This window comes from Salinilacustrithrix flava, assembly GCF_041228405.1.
Lineage (GTDB): Bacteria > Actinomycetota > Acidimicrobiia > Acidimicrobiales > Salinilacustritrichaceae > Salinilacustrithrix > Salinilacustrithrix flava.
In genome coordinates, this window is record NZ_CP133888.1 from 3,601,367 (window position 1) to 3,622,636 (window position 21,270).

Sequence of the window (21,270 nt, forward strand, 5' to 3'; positions counted from 1 at the left end):
CCCGGCGCCGGTACCCTCCGACCATGGCCGCGCCGACCGCCCCGACCGCCGTCGACTTCCACTTCGACGTCATGTGCCCGTTCGCATACCAGACCTCACGGTGGATCCGGGCCGTGCGGGACCAGACCGACCTGGACATCACGTGGCGCTTCTTCTCCCTCGAGGAGATCAACCGTGCCGAGGGCAAGAAGCACCCGTGGGAGCGGGAGTGGTCCTACGGGTGGTCGATGATGCGCATCGGCGCCCTGCTTCGCCGACGGGACATGGCCGAGCTCGATGCCTGGTACGAGCGGGCGGGGCGAGCCCTGCACGAGGAGGGCCACAAGCCCCACGATCCCGACGTCGCCCGCCACCTGCTCGCCGAGATCGGCCTCGACCCGGGCCTGGTCGACGAGGCCATCGCCGACCCGACCACCCACGACGAGGTCCGCACCGAGCACGACAAGGTCGTCGCCGCCGGCGGCTACGGGGTGCCGACGCTGTTCTTCCCCGACGGCCAGTGCGTCTTCGGGCCCGTCATCATCGATCCGCCCACCGAGGGCGACGCCGTGCTGCGCCTCTGGCACGCCGTCACCGCGTGGCTGGAGTTCCCCCACCTGTACGAGCTGCAGCGCCCCAAGACCGAGGCCGACGGCCGCTTCATCGCCCAGACCTTCAAGCCCTACCTCGAGGCCCGCGACTGGGTGAGCATCGACCGGGGCAAGGTCGTCGACCTCGACCGGATGGCCACCCCCGACTGAGATCTCGTCGATCCGAACCACCGGTGGTGACGGATCAACGAGATTTCCCTGTTCGGGGTCAGCGACGACGGCGGGGGTGCTGGCAGCGGCGGCACCACCGGGCCCGGCGGCCGCCGACGACGGCCGAGCTGGTCGGCGTGTCGCAGGCCGCGCAGGTGGCCCGGGCATGCACCTGCAGCTGCGCCGCGTAGGTGCCGGGACGGCCCCACAGGTCGACCCACCCCTCGTCCTCGAGGGTGACCCCGCCGACGGCGATCGAGTCGACGGCGATGGCTCGAGCTGCGACCAGGATCCGCTCCCACGCGGAGGTGGCCAGCTCGCCCGCGGGCGCGGTCGGGTCGATGCCAGCCCGGTGGAGGGCCTCGTCGGCCAGGTACGACCCGATGCCGGCCACGCCCTGGGTCTGGTCGAGCAGCACGGCCTTCACCCCGACCCGCCGTCGCGCGGCCAAGGCGTGCAGCGACGAGCCGGTCACGGCCGGATCGAACAGGTCCGGCGCCACCGGCGCGACGCCGTGGGGCAGGACCCGCAGCTCACCGAACGTCCGCGGATCCCGGAACCGCACCTCCACCGCACGTTCTGGCCTGCGGATTCCCTCACATGCGGGGGAATCGGTAGGCCAGAACGGGTCGGGGTGGGGTCCCAGTGCGAGGGTGGCGTGGACGTGGCGGTCCGGGTGCGGGGTGCCCGGTTCGGCGACGAGGAGCTGGCCGCTCATGCGCAGGTGGATGCCGAGCGCGGCGTCGGCCCCATCGAGGTCGACCACGATCCACTTGCCGTGCGAGCGGACGCGCGTCACCCGCCGGCCGACCAGCGCAGCCAGCGACACCGGATCGGTGTGGCGGACGGTGCGCGGGTGGGTCACCGGCAGCGCCGACAGCTCCCGGCCGGCGGCGACCTGGTGGAGCTGGGCGGCGGCGACCGCCACCTCGGCGGCTTCGGGCATTACGACGGGTGCGGAGAAGTCACGTTCCTCCGCGGTCCGGGCTTGCGGCTCCGCCGCACCAAGGGCACCGTGACATGGGTCGCTTCGCTCCGGCTCGGTCAGCCCTCGAGGAGCTCTTCGGGCTCGATCAGGTCGCCGGCAGCGGCGAGCGCGCTGGCCAGGCCGACGGCTCGGGCGTAGACCGCGGCGAAGTACGCCTCCGACGCCTGCTCCTGGCCGGGCAGCGGCGGCCGCCCCAGGGACCGCACGACGGCGGAGGGGTCCTGGGTGATGCGGATGTCGTCGCGGGGCTCCGGGAGGGTCTTGGGATCGCCCCAGAACTCGGCCGTCGCCTTGGCGGTGGACCGGTTGCGGCGCTTGCGGTTGCGGCGCTTGCGCCCCCCGCCGTCGCCGTTCGAGCCGTTCTGGCCGTTGGATCCGTTGGCGCTCATGATGCGTCCTCCGCCGTCTCGTCGTCGTCGGTGAGCAACAGGTCCGGGTCGATGCCGAGGGCGGCCTGCAGCTGCTGGGCGTCGAGGTCGCCGATGCTCGAGGACTTGGGCAGGACCAGGTCGGCGATGCGGCGCTTGCCGGCGACGACCTCCTCGACCCGCTCGTCCACGGTGCCGGGGCACACGAGGCGGTGGGCGATGACCGTGCTCTTCTGGCCGATGCGCCACACGCGGTCGCGGGCCTGGTCCTCCACGGCGGGGTTCCACCAGCGGTCGTAGAGCACGACGTGGTTGGCGGCGGTGAGGTTGAGGCCGGTGCCGCCGGCCTTGAGCGACAGCACCATGGCGCCGGGTCCGGTGCCGTTCTGGAACGTCTTGACCAGCTCGTCGCGGGCGCCGCGGCCGAGACCGCCGTGGTAGCAGGCGATCGGCAGGTCGTAGCGGTCCGTGAGGTACGTCGCGAGCTTGTCGCCCCACGTGGCGAAGTGGGTGAAGATCAGCACCCGCTCGCCGGACTCGAACACCGACTCCACGATCTCGTTGAGGCGGGTCAGCTTGCCGGAGCGACCGTCGAGCGGTTCGCCGGTGGGCCGGTAGGCCTCAGGGTGGTTGCAGATCTGCTTGAGCGCCGTGATCGCGGCGAGCACCGCGCCCTTCTTCTGCGGGGAGTCCTCGCTGCTCGTGTCGATGACGAGGCGGTCGAGCACGGCCTGGTACAGGCCGATCTGCTCCTTGGTCATGGCGCAGTGGTCGAGCTCGTCGATGCGGTCGGGCAGCTCGGCGGCGATGGCGGGCTCGGCCTTGGTGCGGCGGAACACGAGGATGCCGTTGAGGGCCTTGAGCGCGGATTCGGCGCCGTCCTTGCCCGTGCCGCTCGGTGACAGCTGGGAGATGAACTGCGCCCGCCCGCCGACGAGGCCGGGGTTGCAGTAGTCGATGATCGACCACAGATCGCCGAGGCCGTTCTCGATCGGCGTGCCGGTGAGGGCCACGCGGCTGCGGGCCTCGATGCGGCGCAGCTGCTGGGCGGTGTCGGAGGTGGGGTTCTTGATGGCCTGGGCCTCGTCGAGGACGACCTTGCCCCACTCGACCTTCTCCAGCGCGGCGACGTCGCGCACGGCCGTGCCGTAGGTGGTGATGACCACGTCGGCGTTCTCGACCATCTTCGGGATGCCACGGGGGCTGGTGCGGTTCTGACCGTGGTGCACGACGACCCGCAGGCGCTTGGTGAACTTGCGGGCCTCGTTGGCCCAGTTGCCCACGACGGCGGGCGGGGCGACGACGAGGGTCGGGCCCTTCTCCGCGGTGGCGGCGACGTGGGCGAGCATGGTGGGCGTCTTGCCCAGGCCCATGTCGAGGGCGAGGCAGCCGCCGAGGCCGGCGTCGTCGAGGAAGCGCAGCCAGGCGACCGCTTCGGCCTGGTAGTGGCGCAGCTCGCCGTCGAACCCCTCCGGGGTGGCCGAGACGGTGTCCTCGGAGATCTGCGACGCGCTGCGCAACAGGTCCGCTGCCCAGCCGGCACCGGTGATCTGGATGCCGCCGGCGAGGGGCGAGCCCTCCAGACCGAGGGCCTGGCGGAGCATGTCGGCGCCGGTGAGGCGGGTCTTGTCGGCCCGCTCGGCGAGCGCAGCCGCGGCCTCGCGCAGGTCGGCCTTGTCGACCTCGACCCACTTGTCGCCCGACTTGATCAGCGGGCGGGCCTGGGTCGCGAGGCGGCGGACGTCCTCGGCGGACAGCTCGACACCGTCGAACACCACCGACCAGCGCACGTTGGCCAGCTGCTGGGCACCGACGACGGACTCCTGGGCCTCGTCCGCGGTGAGGCGCAGGCCGGGTGCCGGCTTGCGGCGCGACAGCATGGGGACCTGCACGTCGAAGCCGGCAGCGCGGAGCACCTCGCCGGTCTGGGACATGAGCTGCCAGGCCTCCTCCTGGGAGAGGATGACCTCGCCCCGGCGGCGTCCACCGGGACGGCTCAGCTCGGGGAACAGCTTCTCGACCCGGGCCAGCTGCGCCTTCATCTCCCGGGACTTGGTGTTGGAGGCGTTGACCATGGCGACCTCGACGGGCTCCAGCACGTCGTCGTTGCCGGGGGCCAGCACGGCGCAGTGCCAGGCGTTGCCCTCGTCGGGCGGGTCCAGCCGGACGGTGAGGGCGAGCTTGGCGGTGCCGGTGACCGGCGACGACCACTGGTCGAGGCGGCGGACGAGCTCGGCGCCGGCTCGGGTCGGGGCGTCGAAGGGCTTGCCGTCGAGGCGGGCCAGCACGGTCTCGGCCACGTCGCTGCGGGAGCGGGGGTCGGGCGGCGGCGCCGGCACCTCGAGGCGCTCGGCAGCCATCTCGCAGATCGTGCCGAGCAGGTCCGACAGCACGGACTGGGTGAAGGCCCGGCCGTCCTGGCGGTTGCCGGTGGCGGCGGCGGCCGTGGGCCGGGAGGCGGCCAGCTCGCTGATGGCCTCGGGGTCGATGAGCACCGGCTCCCAGTGCACCTCGAAGGTGGACAGGTCCTTGCCGCCGGCGTCGTCGCGCCGGCGCACCTTGCGCAGCCGGGGCACCATCCGGCCCTGGGCCGCGAGGCGCACGGCCATGGCTGCGGTGAGGCCGAGCCACGGGACCGACACGCCGACCTCGGCGTCCTCGGGCGTGCGTCGCATCGCCACGAGCCAGCCGAGCGCGGCACCGAGCGGCGCTCGGACGGTCTCGGCCTTGGATCCGTCGGGGAGCTTGACCGGTCGGTGCTCCTCCCACGGGATCGAGCCACCGCCGATCGCGGCGAGGCGGGCGCGGATGCCGGCGACGGAGTCGGACGGCGCGTCCTTGCCACCGGCCCAGGCGATGATCGAGCCGGCTTCCCAGGTCAGCTGCAGCTGGGTGGTGCCGGGCTCCACCGGCGCGGCCGGGGCGGGGGTGGGGCGACCCTTGGCCTTGCGCTGGGCGCCATCGGGGGTCAGCTCGTCCTCGGACGGCGGGCCGAGCAGCTCGGTCAGCACCTCGTCGATGCGGAACGCCTCGCGGTCGAAGTCCTCGATGATGGCCAGGCGCTCGGGACCGCGCACGGTGCGTCGCGTCTCCTCGATGACCCGGTCGGCCTGGTCGAGGAGGCGGTACAGGACCCGCACCCAGTCGTCCCGGAACCGGTCGAGCACAGCGCGCTGCTCGGCGGTCTCATGACCGTCCAGGTGCGCCTGCACGATGGATTCGAAGTCTCGCGGCAGGACGGCAGGTGCCTCCGGCGACAAGGTGGTGCTGGTGATCGTGCTCTCCGTTCGATGCGGGCACCGGCGACCCGCGCCGCCCCGTGCAATCCCCGCTGCAACCGCCAGACGACCCGGTGGGTCATGAGCTGTCGCGCTGGGAGGGCGACCTGCTCCGGACGTGGCGTTCGACCGGACCTGAGCCGTGCACCGAATCGGTGGACGACCAGCTCGGCCACCAGCATACCCACGGAGGCGCCCGGACGGGCACCACCACGATCAGAGGTACGTCGGGAGCTCCTCCCGGATCTCCTCCGGGGTCTTCATCGGGGACCACCGGGCGACCACGGAGCCGTCCCGTCCGACCAGGAACTTCTCGAAGTTCCAGGTGATGTCGCTGCTGTCACCCTCGCCGGGCTGCTCGGCCTTGAGCAGCTGGTAGAGCTCGCACGCACCGTCGCCGTTGACCTCGATCTTGGAGAACATCGGGAAGTTGGCGTCGTACTTCGACGTCGCGAACTCGAGGATCTCCTCGTCGGAGCCGGGCTCCTGGTTGCCGAACTGGTTGCAGGGGAAGGCCAGGACGGTGAAGCCCTGGTCGGCGAAGTCTTCCTGGAGCGCACGCAGACCTGCGTACTGGGGCGTCAGCCCTCACTCACTGGCCACGTTGACGACGAGGCAGACCTGGTCGCGGAACGTGGAGAAGTCGATCTGCTCACCGGTGATCGACCGCATCTCGAGGTCGTGGAACGAAGCCATCTCGCCACCCTAGGTGCCGCGCGGGTGCTCAGCGACGACGCCCCAGCTCGCGGTCGAGCTGGCGGCGCTCCCGCTTCGTGGGTCGACCCGCGCCGCGCTCGCGCTCGCCGAAGAGGGCCTGCAGCGGGCGCTCCGGCGGGGGCGGGCTGTGGTCGACGTAGCACTCGACCGCGATGGGCGCCCCCACCCGCTTGTCGATGATGCGGGCCACGTCGAGGATCCGCTCCCGCTGCCCCACCTGGGCGTGGACGCGGTCGCCGACCCGCACCTTCTGGGCCGGCTTCACGGTGCGCCCGTCGATCTCGACGTGCCCGCCGCTGCACGCCTTGGTGGCATCGGAGCGGGTCTTGTAGATCCTCACGGCCCACAGCCACCGGTCCACGCGCGTGCTCTCCACCCGCCCATCGTCGCGCAGCGGGGCGGGGCGCGGTCACCGGCAGCGGCGTCGTCGCTACCGTCGCTCCGTGCCCGGCACCCCGAACCCGAACCACCACGACGTCGTCATCGTGGGTGCCGGGCTCGCCGGCCTCGTCGCCGCCCGCACCCTGGTGGCGTCCGGGCGCGACGTCGTCGTGCTCGACGCAGCCGACGCGCCCGGCGGGCGGGTGCGCACCGACCTGGTCGACGGGCACCGCCTGGACCGGGGCTTCCAGGTCCTGCTCACCGACTACCCCGAGCTCCCCCGCCACCTGGATCTGGACGCCCTCGACCTGCGCCGCTTCGACCCGGGCGCGCTGGTGCGGGTCGGCGACCGCTTCCACCGGGTCGTCGACCCGTTCCGCTCCCCCGTCGCCGGGCTGCGCGGCGCGCTGGCACCGGTGGGCTCGATCGGCGACAAGCTGCGGGTCGGACTGCTGCGCCGGCGTCTCCTCCGGGCAACCGCTCCGGAGCTGCTGCGGGGCGAGGACGTGACGACGGCGCAGGCGCTGCGGGACGACGGCTTCTCCCCGGCGATGATCGAGCGCTTCTTCGAGCCGCTCGTCGGCGGGATCCAGCTCGACCCGTCGCTCGGCACCAGCCGTCGCGTGTTCGACGTGGTGTTCCGCAGCCTCGCCCGGGGCGATTCGGCCGTGCCGGCGCTCGGCATGGAGTCGATCCCCCGGCAGCTGGCTGCGGGACTGCCCGAGGGCACGGTCCGCTGCGACTCGCCGGTCGCCGGCGTGGAGGACGGACGCGTGACCCTCGCCGGCGGTGAGGTCGTGACCGCCGACCACGTGGTCGTCGCCACGGAGGGCCCGGCCGCCGCTCGACTGCTCGGGACCGAGGAGGTCGGTTCCCGCGCCGCGTCGTGCGTGTGGTTCAGCGCTGCGGCGGCGCCGGTCGAGGACCGGCTGGTGATCCTCGATGGCACCGGACCGGCTCGCAACGTCGCCGTGATGACCAACGTCGCCCCGACCTACGCGCCGCAGGGCCGGTCGCTGATCGCCGCGGCCGTCCCCGGCCGGGCCGACAGCTCCCTGGAGCCGGCCGTGCGGGACCAGCTGCGTGGCTGGTGGGGTGCGCAGGTGGACGGGTGGGAGCACCTGCGCACCGACGCCATCGCCCACGGCCAGCCCGACCAGTCGCCGCCGTTCGCGCCGAAGCAGGCCGTGGCGGTGCGACCGGGGCTGTGGGTGTGCGGCGACCACCGCGACACCGGCTCGATCCAGGGCGCGATGTTCTCCGGGCGCCGCTGCGCCGAGGCCGTGCTGGCTGCCTCCGCCTGACGCCCACCGCAGCGGACGGACGTCAGGCGGCGGAGCGGATCAGGCCGCGCTGGACTCCAGGATGTGGACGCCGCAGGCCGAACCGAGGCCGATGACGTGGGCCAGGCCCACCTTGGCGCCCTCGATCTGGCGGTCGCCGGCCTCACCGCGGAGGTGGTGGCACACCTCCCAGATGTTGGCGATGCCCGTGGCCGAGATCGGGTGGCCCTTGGACTCGAGGCCGCCGGAGACGTTGACCGGGGTCGAGCCGTCTCGCCAGGTGGCGCCGGACTCGAAGAGGTCCACCGCCCCACCCGGCTCGCACAGCATGAGGTTGTCGTAGTGCACGAGCTCGGCCGTGGCGAAGCAGTCGTGCAGCTCGACCAGGTCGAGGTCCTCGGGGGACACGCCGGCCTGCTCGTAGGCCTGCTCGGCCGCCATGCGGGTGAGCGTGTTCACGTCGGGCAGCACCTGGCAGGCCTCCTGCCACGGGTCGGAGGTGAGCACGGATGCCGACACCTTCACGGCCCGGCGCTGCTGCTCCTTGGAGAGGGTCTTGAGCTTGGCGCCGGAGACGACCACGGCCGCGGCGCCGCCGTCGCAGTTGGCCGAGCACATCGGGCGGGTGTTGGGGTAGGCGATCATCACGTCGCCCATCACCTGCTCGAGGCTCATCTCCTTGGTGTAGGCGGCCAGCGGGTTCAGCGTGGAGTGCTTGTGGTTCTTCACGCTGATGCGGGCGAACAGCTCGAACGCCTCGCCGCTGTAGTCGTTCTCGTGCAGGTACTCCATGCCGACCTGGGCGAAGGTGCCCGGCATGGCGGCGGTGCCGATGCGGCCGTCGACGCCGGCGACGGCACCGAAGCGGCCCGATGGCTCCCACTTGTGCTCGTCGGACTTGCCGCCGCCACCACCGCCGCCGAGGAGGCCGGCACCGGCCAGCTTCTCGACGCCGACGGCGAGGCCCATGTCGCACTCGCCGGCCTTGATGGCCATGATCGCCGTGCGCAGCGCGGTGGCGCCCGTGGCGCACGCGTTGGCCACGTTGAACACCGGGATGCCGGTCTGGCCGATCTGCTTCTGGAGCTGCTGGCCGAAGCCGGCGCTCGCGTTCATCAGGTTGCCCGCGGCCAGGATGCCCATGTCGGCCATGGTCACGCCGGCGTCGGCGAGGGCGGCCATGGCCGCCTCCGCGCCGAGGTCGACCACGTCGGAGTCCGGGTGCTTCCCGAACTTCGTCATGTGGATGCCGAGGATGTAGATGTCGTCGCTGCTCATGTCAGAGAAGGTCCTTCGCGATCGCACAGGTGGATGTGAGGGTGGCCGCCGTCGGGAGCGCCAGCGAGAAGGCGGCACGCGGCGCTGCGGAGCAGACCGCCATCAGCACGGTTCGTAGCCGAAGCCGATGGCCTCGACGCCGTCGTCGTCGGTGCCCAGCGAGTAGGTCGCCAGGCGCACCGGCATGCCGAGCTTCACGTGCTCGTCATCGGGTTCGACGTTGATGATGTTGGTGCGCACGCTCGTGCCGCCGGCGTCGACGATGCCGGCCACGAAGGGCACGGGCACGCCGGGTGCGGCGAAGGTCACGATGGTGAACGAGCGCAGCGTGCCCTCGGTGGGCACGTCGACCGTGGTGAAGTCGGTGCCGAAGCACGACGCGCACGCGTTGCGCCGGTCGAAGTAGCGGGCACCGCACGAGGTGCACTCGGTGGCCTCCAGGTGCGGGTCATCGCCCAGCACCAGGTAGTCCACGATCGGGATCTGGGTCTTTGTAGCCACGGAGCTCCTGTCAGGTGGTGGCCGCGCGTCCCCGGCGCGACCGTGATGATGGGAATCTAGGCCCGTCCCACCTTCTCGGTGGGCGTGAACCGGACGGGGAACCGCTTGATGCCGCCCACCAGCGGGATGCCGGCGGCCTCGAGGTACTCGGGCGGGCCGGCGGCCTCGAGGTCGGGCAGGCGGGTGAGCAGCTGGCGCCACGCCACGGCGAGCTCGCGGCGGGCGAGGTGGGCGCCGAGGCAGAAGTGCGGACCGGGGCCACCGAAGCCGACGTGGGGGTTCGGGTCACGTCGCACGTCGAAGACCTCGGGGTTCTCGAAGTGGGCCGGGTCGCGGTTGGCGGCGCCGTAGAACATGACGAAGCGCTCGCCGGCGGAGAAGTCCCGGCCGGCCAGGGTGACGTCCTCGGTGGCCGTGCGGCGCATGAACACCACCGGGGAGGCGTAGCGCACGATCTCCTCGACCGCGGTGGGGGTGACCCCTTCGAGGTCGTCCTGCCAGATGCGGCGCTGCTCGGGGTGCTCGGTGAGGAACTGCATGGCGTAGCTGATCGCCGTGCGGGTCGTGTCGTTGCCGGCCACGGCCAGGAGGATGAAGAACGGGCCCAGCTCCTCGGGCGTCATCATCTGCTCGTCGACGTCAGCGGTGATGAGCGCGGTGGTGAGGTCGTCCTTGGGGTTCTTGCGCCGGTCCTCGGCCACCTCGTGCAGCAGGCCGGTGAGGGTCATGCCGGCGCCGAAGAGGGCGCCCATGACGTCGTCGCCCACGAACTCGGGGTCGCCGCCGCCGAGGATGATGTTGGTGGCGTCGAAGACGGTCTTGAACTCCGACCGGGGGATGCCCATCATGTCGCAGATCACGAGCAGCGGGAACGGGGCGGACATGGCCTCGACGAGGTCGACCTCGCCCTTCTCGCAGAAGTCGTCGATGACCTCGTCGCAGATGTGCTGCACCGAGTCGAGGACCGACTCGAGGCGGCGGGGGGTGAAGGCCCGGGAGACGATGCCGCGCTGGCGGGCGTGGCGGGGGTCGTCCATGTTGATGAACGAGCCGAAGAACTCCAGCGCCTCGGCCGGCATGTCGGGGATGGCGACCGCGCCCTGGCCCGAGCAGAACTGCTTGGGCTTGCGGCTGATCTCCACGACCTCGTCGTAGGTCGTGACCGCGTGGAACGGCACGGGGCCGTCGAGCATCCCCATGGTGTCGGGGATCTCGGAGTCCCAGAACGGGCCCTGGGCCCGCATGGCGGCGAAGTCGTCCATCCGGTCCTGGAGCGGACGGCGCCAGAACTCGGGCTGCGCGATGTCGAAGCGGGGGGCGGCGGTCGACTCGGTCGTCATGGGCCGATTCTGCTCACTGGCAACAGATGTGACCAAGTGCCGACCGGTGCCGCTGGCGGCGTCCCCCTACCGTGGGGCGCGTGCTCGATCCGTCGTCGCCAGCGTCCCTGGACGAAGAGCTGGAGCGGCTCGCGGTGTTCGGTGATCCGGACGCGCCGCTGCCTGCGGACGCCGAGCCGTGGCATCCGGACGGTCGCGGCGGCGGCCTCCTCCCCGACTGGTACATGCCGGCCCCGAGCGGCGGCCAGCTGCAGGGTTGGCGACGCAAGGTGGCGTGGCTGGTGGTGGGCGCCGCCCTCGCCGTCGTGGCATCGGGGTTGTGCAACACCTACGGCGAGCTGGTCGTCGCCTGAACCAGTCGGCAGGGTCGAGCCGCGTCAGGGTCCGGTTCGCTCCATGATCGCTCGGACCCGGTCCTCGTCGTCGGCCCGGATCAGGATGCGGTGCGGGTGCCGGGCGGCGATCCCGACGACCAGGCCGTGGTCGTCCATGGTCAGGAGGCGCACCGGGATGTCGCTCGCCTCCAGCCGGGCGACGAGCGCGCCGGCCTCGAAGCGGTCGAACCCGACCGTGATCTCGACGAGCTCCGGGCGAGCGGGCTCGTCCCGTCGCCGGCGGGATCCACGCCCGCCGGCCGGATCCGACGGTGGGGCCGGGATGCCACGACCTCCCGGCAGTCCGCCGTCGCGGTCGCGTCGCCAGCGCTTGAGGACCATGCGCCATCGTCGCGCGGCCGGGTGTCAGCTCGCGCCGGTCACCTTCAGGCCGACGATGGACGCGACGAGCAGGGCGAGGAAGAAGACCCGGGCCGGTGTGGCCGGGTCGCCGTGCGCCACGATGCCCACGATCGCGGCGCCGACTGCGCCCACCCCCACCCAGACGCCGTAGGCGGTGCCGATGGGGATCACCTCGGCCGCCTTGGCCAGCGCCACCATGCTGGCGGCGAGCAGCCCGAGGAACGCGAGCGTCGGTCCGAGGCGGGTCAGGCCCTCGGTGGAGGGCAGCACCGACGCCCACGCCACCTCGAGCAACCCCGCGACGATCAGCAGTGGCCAGGCCATGGAACGCTCCTGAGCCCCGTCTTCGCCGTGCCGGTACGGGACACCCTCGTCGGCGGCGGACCTGCTCCGCCCAGCGGGCTCCGACGATACCCGGGGTGGGTGGAATCGACATCGCCCCACCTACGCTCACCGGACCTGGCCGAGCGGAGGACCGTTGCTGGACGACATCGTCACCTGGGTCACCGACGTGGTCGACGCACTGGGCTACCTCGGCGTCGCCTTCCTCGTCGCCCTCGAGAACGTCTTCCCGCCGATCCCGTCCGAGGTGGTCCTGCCCCTCGCCGGCTTCGTCGCCGGTCGCGGCGATGCCGACGTCGTCGGCATGATCCTCGCCGCCACGGCCGGATCGGTCGTCGGTGCCTGGGTGCTCTACGGCGTGTCGGCCGGGATCGGTCCGATGCGGCTGCGTGCCTTCATCGTCCGCTTCGGCCGCTGGTTCAGCGTGCGCGAGCACCACCTCGACCGGGCCGAGGAGTGGTTCGACCGCCGGGCCGACGCCGCCGTGCTGATCGGTCGGTGCGTGCCCCTGATCCGCTCCGTCGTGTCCGTCCCGGCCGGCTTCCGCCACATGTCGCCGGTCCGCTTCACCGTCCTGACCGCGATCGGCAGCGCGATGTGGAACACGGCGCTGATCGCCGCCGGTGCCGTCCTGGGCGAGCGCTGGGAGCGGGTCGGCGACATCGTCGGCCTGTTCCAGGGGGCCGTCGTCCTCGCCATCGGCGGCGTGCTCGGCTGGTTCGTGTGGCGACGGTTCGTCCGCCCGCGCCTCGCCGCCGCCGGCGATCTCCCGCCCGTGGACCACGAGGGCTGAGCGGGACCTACTCGAGCGTGGCGTACCCGGTGCTGCGGTCGTCGGTGCTGGCGCCCCGCACCTCGTCCACCGAGTCGCGCAGCGCGGCCAGGTACTCCTCGATCACGCCCGTGTTGGTGTTGGACACCGTGGCGTGGAGGTTGTCCGGCGGGCTCTGTCGATCGTGGAACCAGCCGCGCCGCTGCAGGGCATCGCCGACGGCGAAGATGTCGATCGGGTCGGCGGCGTCGGGATCGGGGGCGATCGCCAGCAGGTGGTACGTGGGATCGCCGAGCACGGTGAGCCCGTCGATCGCCCGGATGCCGGCGCGCATGGCATCGGCGTTGTCCAGCACGGTGCGGGTGAGGCCCTGGTAGCCGTCGACGCCGAGGTGCTGCATCACGGCCCACGCCGCCGCCATCGGCACGCCGGAGCGGGTGCCCTGCAGGTTCGGGGATGCGTAGAAGCCGCCCAGCCACCCATCGAAGACGAAGGTCTGGTGCGCCCGGAGCTCCTTGGTGCGGTGCAGGATCACCGACACGCCCTTGGGGGCGTAGCCGAGCTTGTGGATGTCGGCCGAGATCGACGACACGCCCTCAACCCGGAAGTCCCACGGTGGCACGGGGCGACCGAGCATCTCGGCGAAGGGCAGGACGAAGCCGCCCATGCACGCGTCGACGTGGCAGTTGGCGTCGACCGACGCGGCCAGCGCGGCGATCTCGGGGATCGGGTCCATGACGCCCTGGGGGTACTGGGGCGCCGAGCCGACGATGAGCACGGTGTTGGCGTTGACGTGCTCGGCCATGGCCTCGACGTCGGCCGTCCATCCGTCGCGCACCGGGGTCTTGTGCAGCGTGATCCCGAACAGGTGGGCCGCCTTGTGGAACGCGGCGTGGGCGCTCTCGGCGACGATCATCTCCGGTGCGGTGATGCCCCGCTCGGTGCGCCCCCGCTCGCGGGCCGCCTTCACGCCGCAGAGGATGGACTCGGTGCCGCCGCTCGTGAGGAACCCGGCGGCGGTGTCCGGCCCGTGGAGGAGGTCGGCGGTCCAGCCCACCACCTCGGACTGGATCCGGCCGAGCGAGGGGAACGCCATGGTGTTGAGGGCGTTCTCGTGCAGGTAGAGCATCGCGGCCCGCTCGGCGGCCTCGTGCACGCCGGGCCCCCCGTCGAACACCAGCCCGAACGTGCGGCCGTCGCGCCAGCGCACGTCGTCGTCGCGCTTCGCGGCGAGGTCGGCGATGACGTCGTCGACCGGTCGACCTTCCGAGGCCAGCCCACGGGTGCGGTCGGCGGTCATGACTGGAAGCAGGCGAGCAGCGGCTCGAGCAGCGCTTCGGGCGGCTCGTCGCCGGTCTCCTCGTCGACCAGGACCGTGGCGAAGAACTCGGCCAGGACGTCTTCGTCCAGGTTCTCCTCGACGCAGTCGCGGACCTCGGCGGGGACGTCCTCCCCGGCCTCGGCGAGCACCAGCTCGGCCAGCGAGACGTCGCAGCTGCCGAAGGAGGCGGCGATGCCGTCCGCTTCCTCCTGACCCAGCTCCAGGCCGAGGTCGTCGAGGCCCTCGTCGCTGCTCAGGTCCTCGGGGGTGATGCCTTCGGACTCGAGGCGCTCGGCGCCACCGAGGGCCTCGACGAACTCGCGCGAGAGGCAGTCGATGTCGGCCTCGGCGAAGGGCAGGTCCTCGTCCTGCTGCATCGAGGCGGCCATGGCCTCCACGTACTCGTCGTCGCCGCTGCCGGCGTTGCCGGTGTCGTCGTCGCCGCAGGCGGTGACGAGCAGGGCGCCGGCCGCGAGCGCGGCCAGGAGTCGTCGGTGCATCGGAAGCCTTCCCTCGGGGTCGTCCGTCGCCCGCGCCGTCCGGGCGGGCCCGCCGACGACCCTAACCGTGCTCAGCTCAGCACCCGAACGATCAGCGCCGCGCCCGACGCGAGCAGCACGCCGAGGACCGCCAGGTCGAAGCCCCGCCCGCCGAGGCGGGCCCGGGACCGCGTGCCCACCGGGACCATGAGCAGCACCGGGATCAGGGCCAGCACCGAGACCCCGAGGCGCTCGGCCGTGTACCGGCCGCTGGCGGCCAGCAGCACCAGCTGCACCGAGCCGGCGACGCCGAAGATGATCGTCACGCTGAACACGTAGGCCTGCGCGGTCAGCCGGTAGCCGTGCATCCACGCCCCCACCACCGGGCCCGACACGCCGAGCGCGCCCTGCATGACCCCCGCGAGCGAGCCGACCACCGGGGACCACCGGTGGGTGGTGGCCTCCTGGAGTCGCAGCTCGGGGCTCCGCAGGTAGTTGACGACGTAGACCACGATCGTCACGGCCAGGAAGATCAGCAGCGGGTCCTCCGGCACGGTCACCAGCAGGAAGGTGCCGAGGAAGGCCCCGAAGAAGCTGGTGCCCACGAGCACCGGCAGGTCCCGGGTCTCGGATCGGCCGCCGCGCGCCTGCCAGCACAGCACGAAGTTGGCCACGGCGTTGGGGCCCGAGACGATGACCACGGCGTCCTCGATGCCGAGGGCCAGCGCGATCAGCGGCACCGCCAGCAGCGGGTACCCCATGCCGGTCACCGACTTCACGAACGCGCCGAGCAGGCTGGCACCCAGCACCACGGCGATCTCGGCACCGGTCACGGCGAGGCACGCTACGGAGGCGCGGTGGCAACGGCCGATTCAGGCGGCACACTGCGGCGGTGGACATCGAGTTCTGGATCGACCCCATCTGACCGTGGTGCTGGGTGACGGCCCGTTGGGTCGTCGACGAGGTGGCACCGGCCCGTGACCTGCAGGTCACGTGGCAGCCGATCAGCTTGTTCTTCAAGAACGAGCCCGAGGAGGGGTCCGAGTACCACGAGCCCGTGTGGTTCACCCACCGGCTGCTCCGGGTGCTCGAGTCCGTCCGGTCCGAGGGTGGCGACGTCGAGCAGCTGTACCTGGAGTACGGCCGGCGCATCCACCATGACAAGGACCGTGACTTCGACGTCGCCGATGCGCTCGACGCGGTCGGGCTCGACGTGATCCACGCCAAGGCCTTCGACGACGACGCCTGGGATGCCGAGATCCGCACCCGCATGGACATCGGCCTCGCCCTCTGCGGCGACGACGTCGGCACGCCCATCATCGCCATGGACGACAAGCACGGGAACCGGGCCGGCTACTTCGGCCCCGTGATCACCCGGGTGCCCGACACCGAGACCTCGCTCGAGCTGTGGGATGCGCTGCGCACGATGATCAGCGTCCCCGGGTTCTGGGAGCTCAAGCGCACCCGCACCGAGAAGCCCGACTTCGGCGACCCACCGACGATCAGCGCGGGGTGACCCGCACCGGCACGGCCTCGTAGCCACGCAGGGTGGTGCGGGGTCGCTGCACCAGCGCACCGGCGAGCTCGATTGTGCGGAAGCGGTCGCGCATCGCCCGGAAGACCTCCTGCCCCTCGGCGCGGGCGAGGTTGGCGCCCAGGCAGTAGTGGATGCCGGCGGCGAACGACAGCGGCGGGCCTTCGTCCCGGCCGACGTCGAAGCGGTCCGGATCGCTGAAGTGCGAGGGATCGCGGTTGGCGGCACCGAGCAGGGTCACCACCGCGGTGCCCTCCCCCACCGGCTCGCCGGCGACCTCCGCGGGCTGCAGTGCTCGACGGACGTCGAACTGCACGGGCGAGTCCCAGCGCAGCATCTCCTCCACCGCGGTCGGCAGCAGCGTCTCGTCGGACCACAGCCGAGCCATCTCGGTGGGGTTGCGCAGCAGCGCCGCCGTCCCGTTGCCGATGAGGTTCGTCGTGGTCTCGAAGCCCGCGGCGAAGATCAGGATCGCCACGACGATGACCTCGGCCTCGCTCAGCTGGTCGCCCTCCTCCTCGACCCGGATCAGGTCCGAGAGCAGGTCGTCCTGGGGTCGGGCCCGGCGCTCGGCGACGAGGTCGACGAAGTACTCCCAGGTCTCGGTGTTGGCCTGCTCGCCGTCGCGCAGCTCCTCGATCGAGGCGGTGGGCTCGATGCCGACCGCACCTCGGGTGATGAGCGAGCGGAACCTCGGCCAATCGGCCTCGGGCACGCCGACGAGCGCACCGATCACCGACACCGGGAACGGGAAGCCGACGAGGTCGAGCAGGTCGCCCTCCCCCGCCTCGGCCAGGTCGTCGACGTAGCGGCGGGCGAGCGCCGCGATCGTGCCCCGCATCTTCTCGACCCGCCGGGGCGTGAACGCCCGCGAGACGAGCCGGCGCTGGCGGGTGTGGTCGGGTGGGTCGAGGAACAGCAGCGACTGGGGGCGGTCGGCCATGCGGCGGCGCTGGTCACGGCGGAACTCATCGGTGGCCGGATCGGCGCTCGGCAGGCCGAGGCCCTCGTTGCTGTCGCCGTTGCCGAAGCGGTTGTCGCGCAGCACCTCGTTGCAGTCGTCGAAGCGGGTGAGGAAGATCGTGCCGGTGCCGCTGCGGTGCACCGGCGCCAGCTCCCGCAGCCGGTGGTACAGGGGGGCGGGGTCGGCGATGCCCTCCGGCGTGAAGAACAGGTCGGCGAGGACCCCGTCGCCCTGCTGCTGCACGTCGCTGGCGTGGTCGTCCACTGCGGTCATGTCGGTTCCCCCTGGGTCGTCACGGCTACCGACGGTAGCGTCACCGACGTGGGACGGGTGACGGCGTGGCGCAGCAGCGAGCGCTCCCGCAACGGCGGCATCGACCGGGTCCCCGTGCCCGGCGCCCCGGGTGCCCTGTGGCTGTGCGGCAAGCACCTGATCGGTCCCGACGTCGAGGCCACCGTCGCCCGCGTCGACGCCCACGTCGTGCTCTGCCTGAACGAGCGCCACGAGCTCGAGGCCCGCTACCCGGACTACGTCGCCTGGCTGCGCACCGATCCCCGCGCCTGGTGGGCACCGGTCCCCGACCTGCACGCACCCCCGCTCGACGACGCCATCGCGCTCGTCGAGGGACTGGTCGAGCACCTCGACGCCGGCCGCACCGTGCTCACCCACTGCGGCGCCGGCATCGGCCGAGCCGGCACCATCGCAGCAGCGGTGCTCATCACCAGGGGCACGACCGTCGACGAAGCCGTGGCCCAGGTCGCCGCCAGCCGCCCCGGTGCAGGCCCCGAGGCCGGCGCACAGGAGGAGCTCCTCCAAGCCATTGCAGGCGCCCAGCGCAACGCGAGATGAGTCGGAACACAGGAAGCGGCCGAACCAGTCGCCAGCAACCGCTACTTGGACTTCCGCTTCTGGATGTTGGCCCACTCGTCCCGCAAGCCGACGGTGCGGTGCAGGGTGCGGGTGTCGTCGGGGTCGACGGCGAAGTAGCCGAGCCGCTCGAACTGGACGACCTCGCCCGGGGCGACGTCGGCGAGGGCGGGCTCGCCCTTGGCCTCCACGGTCTCCCGTGACGCCGGGTTCAACGAGTCGAACGCGTCGCCCTCGGCGCCGGGGTGGCTGTCGGTGAACAGGCGCTCGTAGAGGTGGACGGTGAGGTCCTCGGCGTGGGCGGCGGAGACCCAGTGGATCGTGGCCTTCACCTTGCGCCCGTCGGGGGCCTGGCCGCCCTTGGTCTCGGGGTCGTAGGTGGCGTGGATCTCGGTGACGTTGCCGTCGGCATCGGTGACCGCGTCGGTGGCGGTGATGAAGTAGCCGGCCCGCAGGCGGACCTCCCGGCCCGGGGTGAGGCGGTAGTACTTCGGCGGCGGGTCGGCCATGAAGTCGTCGCGCTCGATCCACAGCTCGCCGCTGAAGGGGACCTGGCGGGTGCCGGCGGCGTCGTCCTCGGGGTTGTTCACCGCCTCCACGTGCTCCACCTGACCCTCGGGCCAGTTGGTGATGACCACCTTCACGGGGTCGAGCACGGCCATGCGGCGCAGGGCGTGCGCGTTGTGGTGCCGGCGCACGTGGGACTCGAGCAGCTCGATCTCCACGGTGGAGTTGGTCTTGGCGACGCCGATCTCGTCGATGAAGGCCCGGATCGCCTCCGGCGGGTAGCCCCGCTTGCGCATGCCGCGGATGGTGGGCATGCGGGGATCGTCCCACCCGTCGACCACGCCGTCCTCCACCAGCTGGCGCAGCAGGCGCTTGGACATCACGGTGTGGGTGAGGCCGAGGCGGGCGAACTCGGTCTGCTCGGGCCTGTCGTTGGGCAGCTCGAGGTGCTCGAGGCACCAGTCGTAGAGCGGTCGGTGGTCGGCGAACTCGAGCGTGCACAGCGAGTGGGTCACGCCCTCGATGGCATCGGACTGCCCGTGGGCCCAGTCGTAGGTCGGGTAGATGACCCAGCGGTCCTCGGTGCGGTGGTGGGGCAGCCGGCGGATCCGGTACAGCACCGGGTCGCGCATGGTCATCACCGACGCCGACATGTCGATCTTGGCCCGCAGCACCTTCTCGCCGTCGGCGAAGGCGCCGTCGCGCATCTGGCGGAGCAGCCCCAGGTTCTCCTCGGGCGTGCGGTCGCGGAACGGGCTCTCGATGCCCGGTTCGCCGAAGCCGCCGCGCTGGGCCGAGATGGTCTCGGCGTCCTGGTCGTCGACGTAGGCCAGGCCCTTGCCGACGAGCTCCTCGGCCCAGGCGTAGAGCTGGTCGAAGTAGTCGCTGGCGTGGACGACGTCGGTCGGCTCGAAGCCGAGCCAGCGGATGTCGTCGATGATGGCGTCGACGTACTCGGGATCCTCGGCGACCGGGTTGGTGTCGTCGAAGCGCAGCAGGCACGGCCCGCCGTACTGCTCGGCGAGGCCGAAGTTGAGGCAGATCGACTTGGCGTGGCCGATGTGGAGGTACCCGTTGGGCTCCGGCGGGAACCGCGTCTGCACCCGGTCGAAGCGGCCGGCGGCCAGGTCGGCGTCGATCTTCTCCCGGATGAAGTCGCTGGGACCTTCCGTCGGAATCGGCTCGTCGTGGGGGGACGGGGTCACCCTCCAATGCTGGCACCTAACCTTCGCTCCTCATGCTTCCTGCCGACCTGCTCGACCGCCTCCTCCCCGACACCGCACCCACGCAGCAGTGGGAGGAGGCCAACCCGCCCCGCGACCTCCCCGCCGGCGCCGAGGTCACCCGCTTCGCCCCGAGCCCGACCGGCTTCCTCCACATCGGTGGCGTGTACACCGCGATGGTGGCCAAGGAGCTGGCCGAGCGCAGCGGCGGCAGCTACTTCGTCCGGATCGAGGACACCGACCAGGCCCGGGCCATCGAGGGCTCCGACGAGCACTTCGCCCGCGCGTTCCCCCACTTCGGCATCGACCCCACCGAGGGACCCGATGCGCCGTGGGGCCCGTACCGCCAGTCGGAGCGGTCCGAGATCTACCGCAGCTTCGTCCGAGCGCTGCTGGAGTCCGGCCACGCCTACCCCGACTTCGTCACGAAGGACGAGCTGGCCGCCATCACCGAGCGCCAGCAGGCCGCCAAGGTCGACCTCGGCTACTGGGGCGAGTGGGCGGTGTGGCGCGACGCCGAGCCCGAGCGGGTCACCGCCGCGCTCGACGAGGGCCTCCCCTTCACCATCCGCTTCCGGGCACCGGATGCACCGGGCCGCATCGCCTTCGACGACGCGATCCGGGGCCGCATCGAGGCCGACGACAACCGCAACGACGTCGTCCTGCTGAAGAGCTCCGCCGAGCCCCTCCCCCTGCCGACCTACCACCTCGCCCACGCGGTCGACGACCACCTCATGCGGGTCACCCTCGTCCTCCGCGGCGACGAGTGGATCTCGTCGGTGCCCCTGCACCTGCAGCTCTTCGATGCCCTCGGCTTCGAACCGGTCCGCTACGCCCACGTCGCCCCGCTCATGAAGGGCGAGGGCAAGAGCCGGCGCAAGCTGTCCAAGCGCAAGGACCCGGAGGCATCGGTCGACTTCTGGATGGCCGAGGGGTACCCGGTCGGCGCCGTCCGCCACTACCTGCGCGGCCTGGCCAACTCCCGGCTCGCCGATCTCCCCTTCGAGGAGGCCGCGGCCGAGCCCCTCCGCCTCGAGGAGTTCGGCGCGTCCGGCCCGCTGGTCGACATCCCCAAGCTCGACGACATCTCCGCCGACTACGTCGCGCAGATGCCTGCGACAGACATCCGGGACCGGCTGCTGGCCTGGGCCGACGAGCACGACCCCGAGCTGGCCGGGCTGCTGCGCGCCACGGGCGACGACCTGCTCGCCATCATCGACGTCGACCGCGTCGACACCGACCGGGTCCGCAAGGACATCGTGAAGTGGTCGGTGTTCCGCGAGCGGTACGGCTTCTTCTTCCCCGAGCTGTTCGCGCTGGTCGACGACCCGGCCGACGAGCGCTTCCTCGGTGTGCCCCCCGAGGTCGTGGCCGCGTTCACCACCGACTTCGTGGCCGGCTACGACCCCGACACCGCCTCCCCCGGCTGGTTCGACCAGGTGCGCGGCCTCGCCGAGCGCCACGGCTTCGCACTCGACCGCAAGGCGTACAAGGCCGACCCTGATGCCTTCCACGGCACCATGCGCGAGGCGTCCAACATCGTGCGGGTGACCCTGACCGGCTCCGGGCAGAGCCCGAGCCTGGACCAGATCGCCGGCGTCCTCGGCGCCGACGAGGTCCGCCGCCGGGTCGGCGCGCCGGCGGGCTGAC

The 21,270-nt window shown here is 72.0% G+C and carries 22 protein-coding genes; 7 read left to right on the forward strand and 15 right to left on the reverse strand.

What is annotated here, in order from left to right:
• Nucleotides 1–23: 23 nt before the first annotated feature.
• Complete coding sequence (locus RGQ06_RS17670; protein ID WP_432430041.1) at nucleotides 24–740, forward strand: DsbA family protein; 717 nt, start codon at nucleotides 24–26, stop codon at nucleotides 738–740.
• 58 nt (nucleotides 741–798) lie between these two features.
• Here the strand turns inward: RGQ06_RS17670 and RGQ06_RS17675 are convergent, their stop codons facing one another.
• From RGQ06_RS17675 to RGQ06_RS17695, 5 genes are all read right to left on the reverse strand, one after another.
• On the reverse strand, nucleotides 799–1,686 hold the full coding sequence (locus RGQ06_RS17675) for an Fpg/Nei family DNA glycosylase (RefSeq protein ID WP_432430042.1): 888 nt from the start codon (nucleotides 1,684–1,686) through the stop codon (nucleotides 799–801).
• 98 nt (nucleotides 1,687–1,784) lie between these two features.
• Nucleotides 1,785–2,117: a hypothetical protein gene (locus RGQ06_RS17680; RefSeq protein ID WP_432430043.1), complete on the reverse strand. Its 333-nt coding sequence runs from the start codon at nucleotides 2,115–2,117 to the stop codon at nucleotides 1,785–1,787.
• A complete protein-coding gene (locus RGQ06_RS17685) occupies nucleotides 2,114–5,308 on the reverse strand; it encodes a DEAD/DEAH box helicase (RefSeq protein WP_432430044.1) in 3,195 nt (1,064 codons plus the stop codon). Before RGQ06_RS17685 ends, RGQ06_RS17680 begins: the two co-directional genes overlap by 4 nt.
• A 282-nt stretch (nucleotides 5,309–5,590) precedes the next feature.
• Complete coding sequence (locus tag RGQ06_RS17690) at nucleotides 5,591–6,070, reverse strand: glutathione peroxidase (protein WP_432430045.1); 480 nt, start codon at nucleotides 6,068–6,070, stop codon at nucleotides 5,591–5,593.
• Between the two features lie 28 nt (nucleotides 6,071–6,098).
• Nucleotides 6,099–6,467: an RNA-binding S4 domain-containing protein gene (locus RGQ06_RS17695; RefSeq protein WP_432430046.1), complete on the reverse strand. Its 369-nt coding sequence runs from the start codon at nucleotides 6,465–6,467 to the stop codon at nucleotides 6,099–6,101.
• A 67-nt stretch (nucleotides 6,468–6,534) separates the two neighbouring features.
• Between RGQ06_RS17695 and RGQ06_RS17700 the strand changes: the two genes are divergently transcribed.
• Nucleotides 6,535–7,776: an NAD(P)/FAD-dependent oxidoreductase gene (locus RGQ06_RS17700; protein WP_432430047.1), complete on the forward strand. Its 1,242-nt coding sequence runs from the start codon at nucleotides 6,535–6,537 to the stop codon at nucleotides 7,774–7,776.
• Nucleotides 7,777–7,815: 39 nt separating this feature from the next.
• Here the strand turns inward: RGQ06_RS17700 and RGQ06_RS17705 are convergent, their stop codons facing one another.
• The 3 genes from RGQ06_RS17705 to RGQ06_RS17715 all read right to left on the reverse strand — a co-directional run bounded on the left by RGQ06_RS17705 (nucleotide 7,816) and on the right by RGQ06_RS17715 (nucleotide 10,874).
• On the reverse strand, nucleotides 7,816–9,033 hold the full coding sequence (locus tag RGQ06_RS17705) for a thiolase family protein (protein ID WP_432430048.1): 1,218 nt from the start codon (nucleotides 9,031–9,033) through the stop codon (nucleotides 7,816–7,818).
• Between the two features lie 102 nt (nucleotides 9,034–9,135).
• Complete coding sequence (locus RGQ06_RS17710) at nucleotides 9,136–9,534, reverse strand: Zn-ribbon domain-containing OB-fold protein (protein ID WP_432430049.1); 399 nt, start codon at nucleotides 9,532–9,534, stop codon at nucleotides 9,136–9,138.
• Nucleotides 9,535–9,590: 56 nt separating this feature from the next.
• On the reverse strand, nucleotides 9,591–10,874 hold the full coding sequence (locus tag RGQ06_RS17715) for a cytochrome P450 (RefSeq protein WP_432430050.1): 1,284 nt from the start codon (nucleotides 10,872–10,874) through the stop codon (nucleotides 9,591–9,593).
• Between the two features lie 80 nt (nucleotides 10,875–10,954).
• Here RGQ06_RS17715 and RGQ06_RS17720 point away from each other — a divergent pair, with 80 nt between their 5' ends.
• Nucleotides 10,955–11,227 (forward strand): hypothetical protein, encoded by a 273-nt coding sequence (locus RGQ06_RS17720; protein ID WP_432430051.1) that lies wholly within the window; start codon nucleotides 10,955–10,957, stop codon nucleotides 11,225–11,227.
• Nucleotides 11,228–11,251: 24 nt separating this feature from the next.
• Here RGQ06_RS17720 and RGQ06_RS17725 read toward each other — a convergent pair whose 3' ends face one another.
• Together RGQ06_RS17725 and RGQ06_RS17730 are read right to left on the reverse strand one after the other, a co-directional pair.
• Nucleotides 11,252–11,590, reverse strand: coding sequence for a hypothetical protein (locus RGQ06_RS17725; protein WP_432430052.1), 339 nt, complete (start codon nucleotides 11,588–11,590; stop codon nucleotides 11,252–11,254).
• 24 nt (nucleotides 11,591–11,614) lie between these two features.
• Nucleotides 11,615–11,935: a DMT family transporter gene (locus RGQ06_RS17730; RefSeq protein ID WP_432430053.1), complete on the reverse strand. Its 321-nt coding sequence runs from the start codon at nucleotides 11,933–11,935 to the stop codon at nucleotides 11,615–11,617.
• Between the two features lie 154 nt (nucleotides 11,936–12,089).
• Here RGQ06_RS17730 and RGQ06_RS17735 point away from each other — a divergent pair, with 154 nt between their 5' ends.
• Nucleotides 12,090–12,746, forward strand: coding sequence for a DedA family protein (locus tag RGQ06_RS17735; RefSeq protein ID WP_432430054.1), 657 nt, complete (start codon nucleotides 12,090–12,092; stop codon nucleotides 12,744–12,746).
• Between the two features lie 7 nt (nucleotides 12,747–12,753).
• Here the strand turns inward: RGQ06_RS17735 and RGQ06_RS17740 are convergent, their stop codons facing one another.
• From RGQ06_RS17740 to RGQ06_RS17750, 3 genes are all read right to left on the reverse strand, one after another.
• Nucleotides 12,754–14,025 (reverse strand): pyridoxal phosphate-dependent decarboxylase family protein, encoded by a 1,272-nt coding sequence (locus RGQ06_RS17740; RefSeq protein WP_432430055.1) that lies wholly within the window; start codon nucleotides 14,023–14,025, stop codon nucleotides 12,754–12,756.
• Nucleotides 14,022–14,546 (reverse strand): hypothetical protein, encoded by a 525-nt coding sequence (locus tag RGQ06_RS17745; protein WP_432430056.1) that lies wholly within the window; start codon nucleotides 14,544–14,546, stop codon nucleotides 14,022–14,024. Before RGQ06_RS17745 ends, RGQ06_RS17740 begins: the two co-directional genes overlap by 4 nt.
• Before the next feature lie 71 nt (nucleotides 14,547–14,617).
• Nucleotides 14,618–15,358, reverse strand: coding sequence for a sulfite exporter TauE/SafE family protein (locus RGQ06_RS17750; RefSeq protein WP_432430057.1), 741 nt, complete (start codon nucleotides 15,356–15,358; stop codon nucleotides 14,618–14,620).
• Nucleotides 15,359–15,462: 104 nt separating this feature from the next.
• On the opposite strand from RGQ06_RS17750, the gene RGQ06_RS17755 reads away from it, so the two are divergent.
• Nucleotides 15,463–16,041, forward strand: coding sequence for a disulfide bond formation protein DsbA (locus RGQ06_RS17755; protein WP_432430058.1), 579 nt, complete (start codon nucleotides 15,463–15,465; stop codon nucleotides 16,039–16,041).
• Here the strand turns inward: RGQ06_RS17755 and RGQ06_RS17760 are convergent.
• The gene (locus RGQ06_RS17760) at nucleotides 16,028–17,296 is read right to left on the reverse strand and encodes a cytochrome P450 (RefSeq protein ID WP_432430059.1); all 1,269 of its coding nucleotides are present in this window, start codon (nucleotides 17,294–17,296) and stop codon (nucleotides 16,028–16,030) included. The genes RGQ06_RS17755 and RGQ06_RS17760 overlap by 14 nt on opposite strands.
• Nucleotides 17,297–17,344: 48 nt before the next feature.
• On the opposite strand from RGQ06_RS17760, the gene RGQ06_RS17765 reads away from it, so the two are divergent.
• Nucleotides 17,345–17,872, forward strand: a complete 528-nt coding sequence (locus tag RGQ06_RS17765) for a protein-tyrosine phosphatase family protein (protein ID WP_432430060.1) — start codon at nucleotides 17,345–17,347, stop codon at nucleotides 17,870–17,872.
• 41 nt (nucleotides 17,873–17,913) lie between these two features.
• Here the strand turns inward: RGQ06_RS17765 and RGQ06_RS17770 are convergent, their stop codons facing one another.
• Nucleotides 17,914–19,602, reverse strand: coding sequence for a glutamine--tRNA ligase/YqeY domain fusion protein (locus RGQ06_RS17770; RefSeq protein WP_432430061.1), 1,689 nt, complete (start codon nucleotides 19,600–19,602; stop codon nucleotides 17,914–17,916).
• A 32-nt stretch (nucleotides 19,603–19,634) separates the two neighbouring features.
• On the opposite strand from RGQ06_RS17770, the gene RGQ06_RS17775 reads away from it, so the two are divergent.
• A complete protein-coding gene (locus tag RGQ06_RS17775) occupies nucleotides 19,635–21,269 on the forward strand; it encodes a glutamate--tRNA ligase (RefSeq protein ID WP_432430062.1) in 1,635 nt (544 codons plus the stop codon).
• The last annotated feature ends 1 nt before the right edge of the window (nucleotide 21,270 follow it).

Coding starts and splice junctions, on each gene's coding strand:
- RGQ06_RS17670 (WP_432430041.1), top strand. CDS start 24: ATGGCCGCGCCGACCGCCCCGACCGCCGTCGACTTCCACTTCGACGTC.
- RGQ06_RS17675 (WP_432430042.1), bottom strand. CDS start 1,686: ATGCCCGAAGCCGCCGAGGTGGCGGTCGCCGCCGCCCAGCTCCACCAG.
- RGQ06_RS17680 (WP_432430043.1), bottom strand. CDS start 2,117: ATGAGCGCCAACGGATCCAACGGCCAGAACGGCTCGAACGGCGACGGC.
- RGQ06_RS17705 (WP_432430048.1), bottom strand. CDS start 9,033: ATGAGCAGCGACGACATCTACATCCTCGGCATCCACATGACGAAGTTC.
- RGQ06_RS17715 (WP_432430050.1), bottom strand. CDS start 10,874: ATGACGACCGAGTCGACCGCCGCCCCCCGCTTCGACATCGCGCAGCCC.
- RGQ06_RS17725 (WP_432430052.1), bottom strand. CDS start 11,590: ATGGTCCTCAAGCGCTGGCGACGCGACCGCGACGGCGGACTGCCGGGA.
- RGQ06_RS17730 (WP_432430053.1), bottom strand. CDS start 11,935: ATGGCCTGGCCACTGCTGATCGTCGCGGGGTTGCTCGAGGTGGCGTGG.
- RGQ06_RS17740 (WP_432430055.1), bottom strand. CDS start 14,025: ATGACCGCCGACCGCACCCGTGGGCTGGCCTCGGAAGGTCGACCGGTC.
- RGQ06_RS17745 (WP_432430056.1), bottom strand. CDS start 14,546: ATGCACCGACGACTCCTGGCCGCGCTCGCGGCCGGCGCCCTGCTCGTC.
- RGQ06_RS17760 (WP_432430059.1), bottom strand. CDS start 17,296: ATGACCGCAGTGGACGACCACGCCAGCGACGTGCAGCAGCAGGGCGAC.
- RGQ06_RS17775 (WP_432430062.1), top strand. CDS start 19,635: ATGCTTCCTGCCGACCTGCTCGACCGCCTCCTCCCCGACACCGCACCC.